The organism is Pedococcus sp. (genome assembly GCF_036554925.1).
Classification (GTDB): Bacteria; Actinomycetota; Actinomycetes; order Actinomycetales; family Dermatophilaceae; genus Pedococcus_A.
This window is the reverse complement of sequence record NZ_DATBMI010000172.1, coordinates 27,615-40,312: the sequence shown is the minus strand read 5'-3', so window position 1 is coordinate 40,312 and position 12,698 is coordinate 27,615. Positions and strand designations below refer to the sequence as shown.

The following is a 12,698-nucleotide window of genomic DNA, read 5'->3' as shown; positions in this document are numbered from 1 at the left end:
CGCCGTCCGCCCGCCGCGGCTCCAGCGTGGGGAACCCCGAGCTCGGGCGTGGCCGCCATCCGCGCCGGGCCCTCATCGCACCGGACGAGCTGGCGATCCCGGCCTACGCCGGGAAGAGGCTCACCATCACCGTGCGGCGCGTCGAGGCGCTGCTCGAGTCCGTGACCAGCGAGGGGGATGCCGTCCGGTTCACGCTGCGGGCCGCTGGCGGCTCGCTGGAGGACACCGCGCTCTTCCTCCGGCGCACCGACGCGCTCCGCGCGAGGATCGTCCCGCTCACCGTCACCGGGGACCGGGCGCACGCCACGGTCAGCGCTGACGACCTCGAGGTCCGGTCCTCGTCGCTGGGCGACCGCGAGTGGCTGCTCGGCCTGGCCGACCCCGGTCAGGAGCCGACGGCCCCCCCTCGGTCACTGCTCGACATGGCCCCGGAGATGGAGGACGCCTACCTCACGCTCCACCAGCGCAGCCTCGCCGTCTGCCAGGACGTCTCGGGCTGGGGTGCCACGCTCCGCGACAGCCGGCCCGGGCCCGTGCTCCGGGAGTTCGCCTGGAAGAGCGATGGCCTGCACGTGCGGGGGACCGCCAACGGCTCCGATCTCGCGGCCCTGACCCTGGCCAACGGCAGCGGGGCCCGTCACACCCTCCCCGTGCAGCGCGACGGCGACGACTGGTCCGCCGTGCTGCCGGCCCGAGGGGAGCCGGGGTCGTCGGCGCTGCGCTGGCTGCGTCCCGGCCGGTGGCTCTGGAGCGTGTCCACCGACGACGAGGGCCAGCGCCAGCGCCCCGTCCGGGTCGCCAGCGAGGCCGAGCACCAGCTCGGCGCCCAGGGGGTCGTGGACGGCCTCACCTACCTGCTGCGCTCCAACTCACGCCACGAGCTGCAGATGGTCGTCGACGCCTCCGGGGACTTCCGCGACCGGGGCGCCCTGCACCGGGAACGGGCCCGCAGGTACTGGTACCGCCTGCAGCGGCGACTTCCCGTGGAGGACACCGTCTTCTTCGAGTCGTGGAAGGGCAAGCAGTACTCCGACAACCCCCGCGCCGTCTACGAGGAGCTGGTCCGCCGGGGTGACACCCGCCGCTTGGTGTGGGCCGTCAACAACCTCTCGGTCGAGGTCCCGGAGGGCGCCGAGACCGTGCTGACCGGGAGCCGGGACTACTACCGCCACCTCGCTCGCGCGCGCTGGGTGGTCAGCAACGACTCGATGCCCACGCACTACGTCAAGCGCGCCGGGACCCGCTACGCCCAGACCTGGCACGGCACACCGCTGAAGCGCATCGGCTTCCACATCGACAACCTGCAGATGTCGAACAAGGACTACCTGGTGCAGTTCGCCAAGGACGTCGCCAAGTGGGACACCCTGGTCTCGCCCAACCCGTTCTCGACGGACATCCTGGCCAGCGCCTTCAACTACCGCGGCGAGATCCTCGAGATCGGGTACCCGCGCAACGACATCTTCTACCAGCCGGAACCGCGCGAGCAGCGGCTGAAGGCCATCAGGCACCGCCTCGGCCTGCCCGAGGACAAGCGGGTGATCCTCTACGCCCCGACCTGGCGGGACAACGACTACAACAGCACCGGGCGCTACCAGTTCACGATGAAGCTCGACCTCGAGCGGATGCACCGGGCCTTCGGCGAGGACAGCGTCCTCCTGGTCCGGGGGCACCACCTCGTCGGGTCGGCCATCGACGCAACGATGTTCGGTGGCTTCGTCCGCAACGTGTCGGACTTCCCCGACATCAGCGACCTGTACCTCGCGGCGGACGTGCTCCTGACGGACTACTCCTCCGTGATGTTCGACTTCGTCAACACCGGGCGCCCGATGCTGTTCTTCACCTGGGACCTCGAGGACTACCGGGACAACCTGAGGGGCTTCTACTTCGACTTCGAGGCCGAGGCGCCCGGGCCGCTGCTGACGACGTCGGGCGAGGTGATCGAGGCGTTGCGCTCCTTGGACGACGTCACCCGCGAATATGCTGCCCGCTACCAGGCGTTCCGTGAGCGCTTCGCCGGGCTCGAGGACGGCAACGCCTCGGCACGATTCATCGAGCGGTTCCTGTGAGAGGGGCGGAGACCATGGACGGTGCCCAGGTCGGTGACCGGGCCGCCGTCGCGCCGACGTCCCCGACGCCGGCGCCGGCCACGCCGGGTGTCTCTCCCGAGCTGGCCAGGGCCCTCGGCCTGCTCGAGCCCGTGACCCGGGCGGGGCTCGTGGTGGCGGTCGTGGGGCTCGGGGTGTGGACCCTCGTCTACCAGGTCGCGCTCATGGCTGACCTCGGCGTGACCGTCACCGTGGTGGTCGCGGCCGTCCTGACGGCCCTGGGGCTGTATGCCGCCCTGCCCGCCTTCCGCGTGAGGCTCGCCGCCGAGGACCCGGGCCCGGCACCGCTGTGGCACCACGCTGTGGCTGCCGGCATCGCGGTCGTGGCGATCGCGAGCGCGCTGCTGGGGCGGCCCGCGATCTCCGTGGTGCTCATCGGTCTCGGCGCCGCCGCCTGGGTCGTGCAGGCCCTGCGTTCTCGCGTGCGGACCGGGCCGGTCCCCAGCGGGCCCCCGACGGGCGAGTCGGTCGAGCCGAGCGGGCGCGGCGTGCGTGGCGAGCCCGGTGAGCCCGGTCTCTGGCTGACCGGGTGGCTCTGGGCGCTGGCCTGCGGCGTGCTCAGCGCCGTGACGGCCCGTCCGGACGGCGACGACGCCTACTTCATCAACCTGGCGCAGTGGGTCGCCGACCGCGGGGACTTCCCGCTGCGGGACACCATGCTCGGCGACGAGGTGTTCCCGGCCCTCGAGGGGCACAACCCGCCGATCCACAGCCTCGAGGGCCTCGTCGGCTCGCTCGGCTGGCTGACGGGGCAGTCCGGGGGAGTGTTGACCTACGTCGTCACCGCCCCGGTCTTCACGGTGGTCGCCGTTCTCGCCCTCACCTGGCTGGTCTCGGTGTGCCGGGTGCCATTCGCACCGTTGGCCCTGTCCGCCTCGGTGCTCTACCTGCTCGCCGCGGGTGGCTCCGGGGCATCCCTGGGCAACTTCTTCGCGCTGCGCATGTGGCAGGGCAAGAGCGTTCTGGCCACCCTCGTGATCCCGCTGGTGATCGCGGTGGCGGTCGAGTACCTCCGCCACGGCGGCTGGCGACGCGCGTTCGTCCTGGTGCTGGCCGTGGTGGCGGCCGTGGGCGCGAGCAACACGGCGGTCTTCCTCCTCCCGGTGCTGCTCGGCGGGCTCCTGCTCGCCGCCCTGGTGCTCGGGGAGGTCCGCCGGGCTGCCGGCGTGGCGCTGGCGCTGGCCTACCCGCTGGCCTGCGGCGTGGCGGTCATCCTGCTGGCCCCGCCGGACCCCGAGGTGACCTCGGCGGCCGTGACCACCTCGCAGTCGCTGAACCCGCTCACCGCTGTCCCCGGCGGTCGCGGGCTGATGGCGGCGACGTACCTGGGCGTGTGCCTCGGGTGGCTCGGCCTGCGTTCGCGCGTGGCCCGAACGGTCGCCGTCTGCCTCACCCTGGCGGCGAGCTTCGCCCTGCTTCCCCCGGTCACCGACTTCCTGTCCAGCGCTGCGGGCGTGGGCGGCGTCGTGTGGCGGATGTGGTGGGTCGTCCCGGTGCCGCTCCTGGTCGGTGGCGTCGTCGGCGCGGCCGCAGGACTCGTCCGCGGCCGGGCGCGCGCCGTGGTCGCCGCCGCCGTGGCGATCGGCGTGGGCCTGCTGCCACTCGTGGGCGGCCGGTGGATCTTCTCGCAGGAGAACCACACGCGGTGGTCCGCCCCCACGGCGTGGAAGGCCCCCGTGGGAGCCGAGGCAGAGGCCCGCGTGGCGCTGCGCGCCTCTCGCCCGGGCGACGTCGTCCTCGCGCCGTGGGACGCCTCGCGGGTGCTCGCCGGCATGTCCGTCGACGTCCACCCCGTGTCCGCCCGCACGCTCTACCTCAACCACTACGAGCCGGTGAAGGACGCCTTCGCCGACCAGCGCCGGGAGCTCCAGACCTTCGCGGACTCCACGACCCGGCCGGGGGCGGAGCTCCGCCCCCTGCTGGACCAGCTCAGTGTCGACACCGCGTGCGTCTCCGAGACCCGGGGCAAGGCGGTCACCGCCCTGGAGGAGGCCGGTTTCACGGTCGCCGCACGGGGGGCCGATCTCGTATGCCTGCGGCGCTAGGCGCGGCCGACGGCTCCGCCCGCCCGGTGGGGCAGCCCGAGCTCAGCCTGGTGGTGGCCGTGCACGACGTCGAGCCGTGGGTGGACTCCTGCCTCGCGTCGATCGTCACGAGTGCGCCGGACGGCACCGAGGTGATCCTGGTGGACGACGGCTCCACCGACGGCAGCGGCGAGGTGTGCGACCGGTATGCCGCGGCCCACCCCTCCTGGCGCGTGATCCACCAGCCCAACGCGGGCCTGGGCGCGGCTCGCAACGTGGGGATGGCGGAGGCCAGTGGCGACTACGTCGGCTTCGTGGACGGTGACGACCTCCTGCTGCCCGCGTACACGACGATGCTCCGCCGCGCGCAGCACGCTGGTGCTGACGTCGCCACCGGTGCCGTGCAGCGCACGGACGGCAGCCGCGTGTGGCGGTCGGGCCTGCACAGCCGGGCACTCGACCCGGTGGGAGAGGTGGCGTCCCTGCGCGAGGACCTCTCGCTCATCTACGACACGACCGCCTGGAACAAGGTCTACCGGCGCTCGTTCCTGCAACAGCACGCTCTCCGCTTCCCCGAGGGCGTGCTCTACGAGGACCTTCCGGTGACGGTCCGTGCGCTGTACTTCGCGGGCTCGGTCCCGTGTGTCCACGAGCCCGTCTACAGCTGGCGCACACGGGAGGAGGGCGGCTCGATCACCCAGCGTCGCAACGAGCTCGCCAACCTCGTCGACCGGTTCGCCGCCGTCCGCGACGTCGACGGCTTCCTCGCCGAGCACGAGCTGGCCGACCTTCGCGCGGCCCACGACCTCAAGGTGCTGGGTCTCGACCTGCCGCTCTACACCTCGGCGCTGCCCGAGGCGGACGACGAGTACCGTACGACCTACCTGTCCTTCGTCGAGCACCTCGTCCGGGACCTGCCCGAGGACCGGCGGAACGCGCTCCCTCCCACCCTGCGCCTCTACCTCGAGCTCGCCGAGGCCGGCCGGATGGAGGACCTCGTGGCGGCCGTGCGCGCCCGCAGGGGGGCGAGGGCCTGGGCCACTGACGACTCCCGCGGGCGGCTCCAGCGCATTCGCGAGGACCTCGCGACCTACCGCCTGGAGCTGGAGCTCGGCCTGGTGACCCGGCGCCAGGCCACTCGCCGGGCGGCGGCCACCACCACCAAGATCCTGCTCCCGGAGCGACTCCGTGACGCGGCAGTGGGGCTGCGACGCAGGGGAGCGGGGCCCGGCGGCTGAACCCACCAGGAGGGGCCTGCACGCGGAAGGTCCGTGCTCGCGACGGGACCCGACCGTCGCCGTCGAGCGCCGGCCGGTGCCGTAACCTCGGACGCCAGACTCGCCCCTAGACTCCACACGGCCCACCACAGGACCAGAACGGCAGGACCACCCCATGATCCTGGTAGACCAGGTCAGCGCCCTGATGCGCAGGCGTCAGGTGCTCGCGACCCTCGTCCAGCGCGACCTGCGCGTCCGGTACGCGCGCAGCGTGCTGGGCTACCTGTGGACCATCCTGGACCCGCTGGCCATGGCCTGCGTGTACTTCGTCGTCTTCACGCAGATCCTGGACGCCCGCGACGCCGGCTACGACCCCTACTTCCTTTACCTCCTCACCGGGCTGCTGGCCTGGCAGTGGTTCTCGCAGTGCATGACGGAGACCTCCCGCGCCCTGCTGAGCGAGGCGCGGCTGGTCCGCTCGACGAACCTGCCCCGCGAGCTGTGGGTGGTGCGCGTGGTCATGGCCAAGGGAGTCGAGTTCCTCTTCTCCCTGCCGGTCCTGGTCGCCTTCACCGCCTACTACATGGCTGTCGGCGAGACCCAGCTGCACTGGGGGCTGGTCCTCTTCCCCGTGGGCATCGCCCTGCAGTTCCTGCTGATGGTCGGGATCGGCCTGGTGCTGGCGCCCATCACGACCCTGGTCACGGACACCGCCCGGGTGGTCCGGATCGCGCTGCGCATGGGCTTCTACGCGACCCCGGTGCTCTACAGCGTGGACCAGGCGCCCGAAGGGCTGCGCGTGCTGCTGATGCTGAACCCGATGACCGGCATCACCGAGTTCTACCGGGCAGGCCTGTTCTCCGGGCAGTTCAACGCCGTCGCGATGGGGGTGGGCGCGGTGATCTCGCTCGTCGTCCTGCTCATCGGCGTCGCGACGTTCCCCCGCCTCGAACCCGCAGTGCTCAAGGAGATCTAGTGCAGCAGCCCATCATCGAGGTCGACGGGCTCGGCGTGGAGTTCTACCGCGCCCGGCGCCGCCGCATGTCGCTGCGCGAGATGGTTCTCCAGGGGCGCAGCTCGTCGCCCTCCGAGACCTTCTGGGCCCTCAAGGACGTCTCGTTCACCGTCGCGCCGGGGGAGGCCGTCGGCCTCATCGGTGCCAACGGCGGCGGCAAGAGCACCCTGCTGAAGATGATCGCCGGCGTCCTCCTCCCGGACGAGGGGAAGGTCCGGGTCAAGGGCGGTGTGGCGCCGCTCATCGAGCTCACCGGCGGGTTCATGGGGGAGCTCACCGCCCGCGAGAACATCTACCTCACCGCCGGGCTGCACGGCCTGACGAAGGAGCAGATCGACGAGCGCTTCGACGACATCGTCGCGTTCGCCGGCTCCCAGGTGAAGGACGCCCTGGAGATGCCGTTCCGGCACTTCTCGTCGGGCATGCAGGTCCGGCTGGGCTTCTCGGTGATCACCACCCTCGACGAGCCGATCGTCCTGGTCGACGAGGTCCTCGCCGTCGGCGACCGGGCATTCCGCGAGAAGTGCTACCGGCGGATGGAGGACCTGCTGAGCGGCGGGCGCACGCTCTTCCTCGTCTCCCACAGCGAGAACGACCTGCGCCGCTTCGCCAAGAGAGGCCTCTACCTGCGCTCCGGCCGGCTGACCGCCGACGGGCCGATCACCGAGGTGCTCGAGCAGTACAACGCCGACGCGGACAACGGGTCGTGAGGCTGGACGTCACCCCCGCCGTCGGGAACGCCGCCGCGCGTGCGGTGCACGGCCACTCGGCAGGCGCCGACGTCGTCCTGGTCGGTGCGAGCGCACCGGGCTCCCCCCAGGTCGCCGGCCTCACCGCAGGGCCCACCGGCAGCGCCCAGCCCGCCGACCTGGCCGAGAGCATCGCGCAGGCCGTCCCCGGCGCGCGTTTCCACGAGCCGACAGGGCCGGCGCTCACGGAGCTGGCCGACGTGGCCGAGCGCGGAGGGGACCGGCCGCTCGTCGTCGCCGCGGCCAGCCTGCAGATCTCGCCGGTCGCCCTGCTGGACCTGCTCGACCGGCCGGGCAACCCGACGGCGGTGGCGACCCTCGACGCCACGGACCTGGACACCCCGGTCGTCCACGGCGGCCCGGGGCGCCTGACGCCGGTGCGGACCCACCCGGCGCGCCGGGACGTGCTCTCGGCCGGCACCGCGCGGCACACCGTCACGGCGCCCACGGCGCTCGCGGTCGGGGTGCTCCGCATCGCCGGCTCGGACCGCGCTGCCGCGGCCGCGCTCTGGCGCGCCGCCGCGGACTCGGCGAGCGCCGGCAACCCCGACATCGACGCCTTCGACCTCTCCCTCCTCGCCCTGGTGCGTGGTGGGCTGCGCGTCGGCAGCGTCGCCCTCGGTCCCGTCACGGTGGGCCGCGACGGCGCCACTGTGACCGGGGCGCCCGGCTCGCCCTGGCAGCAGCGGCTGCGGGGCGCCTCCCGTGGCGGCGACGGCTTCTTCTCCACGTATGCCGTGCGGCCGCTGTCGCGGCGCACCACCGGCCTCGGACTGCGGCTGGGCTGGTCGCCGAACGCGGTCACCGTCGCGAGCCTCGCGCTCGGAGCCGTGGCCACGGCCCTGGCCGCCATCGACAACCGGTGGTGCTGGGCGGTGGCGGCGGTGCTGCTCCTCGCGGCGCTGGTGGTGGACTGCGTCGACGGCGAGATCGCCCGCTTCACCCGCCGGTTCAGCGCGCTGGGCGCCTGGCTCGACGCGGTGGGGGACCGGATCAAGGAGTACTCCCTCATCGCGGCCGTCGCCTGGGTCGCGGCCCGCCGGGGGGAGAGCGCGTGGGGCCTGGCGGCGACGGCGATGGTGCTCATCACGCTGCGCCACCTCGAGGACTACGCGTACGTCCACCGGCAGCGTGCGTCGATCGCCGGTGTGCAGCCCGACCACCTCGGTGTGGACGAGCCGCGGGACCTCGGGCCGGCCGATGCCCGGCTGGACCTGCCTCGCCCGCGCACCGGGCGCGCCCTGGTCGTCTTCTGGGCCAAGAAGGTCGTGCACCTCCCCATTGCGGAGCGCTACCTGCTGCTCGCCCTGGGACTGCTGACCTTCGACCCGCACCTGCTGCTGTGGGGGATGGTCGTCGCGGTCACCGCCGCCATGGTGTGGACCCTCGGCGGGCGCACGGCCAAGGCCCTGCTGCACCGCGACGGCTACCGGCCCGAGGCAGCGCCCGCCACGGGGTGGGGTCACCTCGACCACCAGCTCGACCTCGGAGTGCTGACCCGCGCGCTGTGGCGGGTCGGCTCGGTCCCGTTCCCGATGGGCCTGGTCGGGGTCGGACTCGTCATCCTCGCCGCGCTCGCGGCCGGCTCGCTCGCCGTGCCGGTCGTGGTCACCGCGGTCGTGGTCGGCGTGCTGCTCGCGGGGGCGGGCTGCCGGCCGCCGCTGCGCCACGTACTGGGCTGGCAGGCGCCGCTGCTGCTGTGGCTGGTGGAGGCGTCGGTCGTCCTCGGCCTCAGCAGCGCCGCCGGTGGGGTGGGCGCCGCGGCGTTCGCCTACCTGGCAGCCGTGGCCTGGCACCGCTACGACGTCGTGTACCGGCTCCGCGACACCGGGGCACCCGCAGCCGCCTGGGTCACGCCGTGGACCCTCGGGGTCGACGGGCGGGTCATCCTGCTCACGCTGCTGTGGGCCGGCTCGGTGCCCCTGTCGCCCGTGTTGGCGTGGGGTGGCCTGGCGCTGTTCCTCGTGTATGCCGCGGAGTCGGCGCTGGGATGGCGGGCGTGGGTCCGCGCCGCCGACGGCGCCCCCTCACCCGAGGGCGACACCACCAAGGAGGTGGTCGAGGGATGACCCACGACCCCACGGACAACCACCCGAGCATGGCCGAGCTGCGCGCCGTCGCGCAGCCGCCGGAGCACATCGCCCGCTACAACTCCGAGCACTGGTCGGGCGCGCTCTACATCCGCCACCTCAGCATCTACGCGACCCGCGCCCTGCTGCCGACCGGGATCAGCCCGAACGGCGTCACCTGGCTGATGATCGTGGTCGGCGTCCTCGGGGCGCTGGCCACCCCGCTGCCCGGTCTGGTCGGCCCGGTCGTCGTCGCCCTCGCCATGCAGGTGCAGATCCTCCTGGACTGCAGCGACGGCGAGGTCGCCCGGTGGCGGCAGCGGTTCTCGCCGGCGGGCATCTACCTCGACCGGATCGGCCACTACGCCACGGAGGCGGCCATCCCGGCGGCAGTGGGCCTGCGCGCGGACGGCTACACCCTCGCCGATCCGCTCGACGTCGGCGGCTGGACCGTCCTCGGGCTCCTCGTCTCCGTCGTGGTGCTGCTCAACAAGGCGTTCACCGACCTGGTCCACGTGGCGCGGGCCAAGACCGGGCGCCCGATGCTCGAGGACGTCGCCGAGGCCACGCGGTCCCGGGTCTCCGGGCTGGCCGCCGTCCGTCGCGCGTTCGGCTACCTGCCGGTCTTCCGGGCGTTCGTCGCGGTCGAGGCCTCGCTGCTCGTGCTGGCTGCCGGTGTCGTCGACGTCGTGCGCGGCGACCTGCTCGGCACCCAGGTCCTCATGGTGGCGATGGTCCCGCTCGCGTTCATCACCGCCGGTGGCCACCTCGTCGGGGTCCTGACCAGCTCGCGGCTCGACTGATGCCCCGCCCCGGCAGCGCCCGGCGGCCCCAGGTCGTGCAGTGGGCGCAGGAGCGCGGCGAGGTGGGCGGGGTGATGGCGGCCCACCAACAGCTCACCGCCCTGCTGCGGGCCGAGGGCTGCGACGTGCGCTACGTCGACACCGGGTCTGCGTCGCGGGCCCTGCGCTCCCTGCCGGCCCTGCGCCGGCGCTCGCTGCACATCTTCCACATCACCCGGCTGTGGCGCTCCACGGTCATGGCCCCGCTGTTCGCGCTGCTCCCCGGGCGAACGCTGCTCGTGCTGCACTCCGGGTCGACCGACCGGCAGCTCGCCGCGCAGTCCGCCCCCCGCGCCGCGCTGACCCGCCTCGGCCTGCGCGCGTTCGACGAGATCTGGGCCGTCAGCGGGTCGATACGCGACCCGCTGCCGCCCGGCCTGCAGCGCCGCGTCACGGTCGTGCGCTTCCCGGTGGCGCCGATGCCGTCGCCGGACCCGTCGGCGCGGCGCGACCCGCACGCCCTCAGCGTCGCCACCAACGCCGGCCAGTGGTACTACCACGCGGACCTCGCCGTCGAGGCCGTCCGGAGGGTCCGCGAGGAGTGGCCGGACGCCCGGCTGCGGATCCTCGCCTACGGTGACGACGGCGCCGACATGGCCCGGCTGCGTGAGCAGGTCGCCGGCCTCGACTGGGTGGAGCTCTCGTTCGACGCCGGCGCGGACGAGGTCGCCTCCGTGCTGGCCCGGTCCGGGGTCTTCCTGCGACCGACGAGCTGGGACGGGGACTCGCTGATCGTCCGCGAGGCCCTCGCGGCCGGGGCTCGCGTCGTGGCCAGCGACACCTGCCCGCGCGCCGCCGGGGTGGAGCTCGCCGCCCTCGACGCCGCGGCGACGGCCCAGGCCGTGCTGCGGGGAGGCCGGACCAGCGACGGCGCCGGGCTCGCCGAGCAGACCATGGAGGAGGCGGCCCGCGCGGCGCTCGGGCGACTGTAGCCGTGCGGTGCGCGTGGGGTAGCCTCGGGCGGAAGTCCGGGGAGGACCCCGCCTGCGCACGGCACCGACCGGCCCGCCGGCATACCGCCAAGGAGTGAAGCTTGAGCCCACGCACCGTCATCACCTTCGGGACGTTCGACGTCCTGCACGTGGGCCACATCCGGGTGCTCCAGCGGGCCGCGGAGCTCGGCGACCGCCTCGTCGTCGGCGTCTCCGCCGACGCGCTCAACATCGCCAAGAAGGGGCGCGCGCCGGTCTTCAGCCAGGCCGAGCGGATCGAGATCGTGGGCAGCCTGAAGGTCGTCGACGAGGTCTTCGTCGAGGAGTCCCTGGAGAAGAAGCGGGACTACATCGTCGAGCACGGGGCCCATGTGCTCGTCATGGGCGACGACTGGGCCGGGAAGTTCGACTGGGTCTCCGACGTCTGCGAGGTGGTCTACCTGCCGCGGACGCCCTCCGTCTCGACCACGGGGCTCATCGAGCACATCGCGACGATCGCGGAGAACACGGCCTAGCTCGGCCGACCCGGCCTGGCCGGTCGGTCAGGATGGGGTCAGCGGGGCCGCGGGCCGTCCGCTTCCGGGCCGGCGTCGCCGCCCGCGCTCCGTGCCTGCGGCGGGAAGTCGCGCTCGGCCTCGTCGAGCGCGAGCCTGCGGGCGAGCCGGGTGTAGCGGGTCTCGATCTCCCGGAACCTCAGGTAGCTGGTGACGGTGTAGCTGAGGAAGGCCACGACGAGGGCGTACAGCACCATGTCGGTGCCACGCCCGACGCCGGCCAGCCCGGCGATCCTGTTCCACAGGTCGGGGAAGAGGATCGACACGACGGCGAACCCGGCGAGCAGCAGCAGTCCGAGGCGCCGCAGCGCCTGCGAGCGAGCACCCCGCGAGCGGAACAGCCGGGCGGCGACCGCCACGACGACGGCGATGAGCAGGACCTGGATCAGGACGATCTTCATGGGCGGCACCCCGTGCCAGGCGTGTGGACCACTGTGGAGGTCATCGGAAGATCAGCTCCGCCAGGATGTTGACGGCGTTCCACAGGGACTGTCCCTTCGCCTTGGAGTAGTCGGTGTAGAGGATGTGGACGGGGCTCTCGCCGTACCGCACGTCCATGGCGCCGATCTGGGCCACCAGCTCGCTGGCGTGGGCCATCCGGTTCTGGGTGATCTCGATGCGATCCACGACGTCGCGGGAGATCAGCCGCAGGCCGTTGTGGGCGTCGGTCAGCCGCGTCTTCGTGGTCAGGTTCGTGTAGCCGACGGCCATCCGCAGCACGAGCTTCTTCAGCGCGCTGGGCTTGGTGCGGTCGTCGAGGAAGCGGGACCCGAAGACCACGTCGAGGCCGTCCGCCTTGGCGAGGTCCAGCATGGCCAGGACGTCGCTGGTCTGGTGCTGGCCGTCGGCGTCGAAGGTGGCGACCCAGCGCATGTCCGGCACCGCCAGGGCGTACTCGAACCCGGTCTGGAGGGCTGCGCCCTGGCCGAGGTTCACCGGGTGGCGGACCACGACGGCACCGGCCTTCGCGGCCTCCTCGGCACCGTTGTCGGACGAGCCGTCATCGACGCAGACGATGTTGGGGAAGGTCTCGCGGGCGCTGCGGATCACCTCGCCGATCACGGTCGCCTCGTTGAAGAGCGGCACCACCAGCCACACGTCTTGGTTCTTCATCGCGGCCTAGCGTAGACCGTGCGAAGGCCACGCCCGCTCCGGGCCCGGGCGTGTCAGCCGGCGGGGTGCGCCGAAGGT

The 12,698-nt window shown here is 73.0% G+C and carries 11 protein-coding genes; 9 read left to right on the top strand and 2 right to left on the bottom strand.

All coding sequences use genetic code 11. The annotated features are described in order from the left end of the window. The 9 genes from VIB11_RS13715 to VIB11_RS13675 all read left to right on the top strand — a co-directional run. A partial coding sequence (locus VIB11_RS13715) for a CDP-glycerol glycerophosphotransferase family protein (protein WP_332031794.1) occupies nucleotides 1-2,066 on the top strand: 2,066 nt, incomplete at its 5' end. Between the two features lie 14 nt (nucleotides 2,067-2,080). Continuing rightward, nucleotides 2,081-4,150, top strand: coding sequence for a DUF6077 domain-containing protein (locus VIB11_RS13710; RefSeq protein WP_332031793.1), 2,070 nt, complete (start codon nucleotides 2,081-2,083; stop codon nucleotides 4,148-4,150). Next, nucleotides 4,135-5,367, top strand: a complete 1,233-nt coding sequence (locus VIB11_RS13705) for a glycosyltransferase (RefSeq protein WP_332031792.1) — start codon at nucleotides 4,135-4,137, stop codon at nucleotides 5,365-5,367. The genes VIB11_RS13710 and VIB11_RS13705 overlap by 16 nt, the downstream gene beginning before the upstream one ends. Nucleotides 5,368-5,521: 154 nt before the next feature. Next, nucleotides 5,522-6,322 (top strand): ABC transporter permease, encoded by an 801-nt coding sequence (locus VIB11_RS13700; protein ID WP_332031791.1) that lies wholly within the window; start codon nucleotides 5,522-5,524, stop codon nucleotides 6,320-6,322. Continuing rightward, nucleotides 6,322-7,071, top strand: coding sequence for an ABC transporter ATP-binding protein (locus VIB11_RS13695; protein ID WP_332031790.1), 750 nt, complete (start codon nucleotides 6,322-6,324; stop codon nucleotides 7,069-7,071). Before VIB11_RS13700 ends, VIB11_RS13695 begins: the two co-directional genes overlap by 1 nt. Continuing rightward, entirely contained in the window at nucleotides 7,068-9,179 is a 2,112-nt protein-coding gene (locus VIB11_RS13690; protein ID WP_332031789.1) for a DUF5941 domain-containing protein, read from the top strand. Before VIB11_RS13695 ends, VIB11_RS13690 begins: the two co-directional genes overlap by 4 nt. Further along, the gene (locus VIB11_RS13685) at nucleotides 9,176-9,982 is read left to right on the top strand and encodes a CDP-alcohol phosphatidyltransferase family protein (protein ID WP_332031788.1); all 807 of its coding nucleotides are present in this window, start codon (nucleotides 9,176-9,178) and stop codon (nucleotides 9,980-9,982) included. Before VIB11_RS13690 ends, VIB11_RS13685 begins: the two co-directional genes overlap by 4 nt. After that, the gene (locus VIB11_RS13680; protein ID WP_332031787.1) at nucleotides 9,982-10,953 is read left to right on the top strand and encodes a glycosyltransferase; all 972 of its coding nucleotides are present in this window, start codon (nucleotides 9,982-9,984) and stop codon (nucleotides 10,951-10,953) included. The genes VIB11_RS13685 and VIB11_RS13680 overlap by 1 nt, the downstream gene beginning before the upstream one ends. A 101-nt stretch (nucleotides 10,954-11,054) precedes the next feature. Further along, nucleotides 11,055-11,468 (top strand): adenylyltransferase/cytidyltransferase family protein, encoded by a 414-nt coding sequence (locus VIB11_RS13675; protein WP_332031786.1) that lies wholly within the window; start codon nucleotides 11,055-11,057, stop codon nucleotides 11,466-11,468. Nucleotides 11,469-11,506: 38 nt separating this feature from the next. On the opposite strand, the gene VIB11_RS13670 is transcribed toward VIB11_RS13675, so the two are convergent. Together VIB11_RS13670 and VIB11_RS13665 are read right to left on the bottom strand one after the other, a co-directional pair. Beyond that, nucleotides 11,507-11,908 carry a DUF2304 domain-containing protein gene (locus VIB11_RS13670; RefSeq protein WP_332031785.1) on the bottom strand — a complete coding sequence of 134 codons (402 nt, stop codon included), beginning with the start codon at nucleotides 11,906-11,908 and terminating at the stop codon, nucleotides 11,507-11,509. 40 nt (nucleotides 11,909-11,948) lie between these two features. Then, a complete protein-coding gene (locus tag VIB11_RS13665; protein ID WP_332031784.1) occupies nucleotides 11,949-12,620 on the bottom strand; it encodes a glycosyltransferase family 2 protein in 672 nt (223 codons plus the stop codon). Between the last annotated feature and the right edge of the window lie 78 nt (nucleotides 12,621-12,698).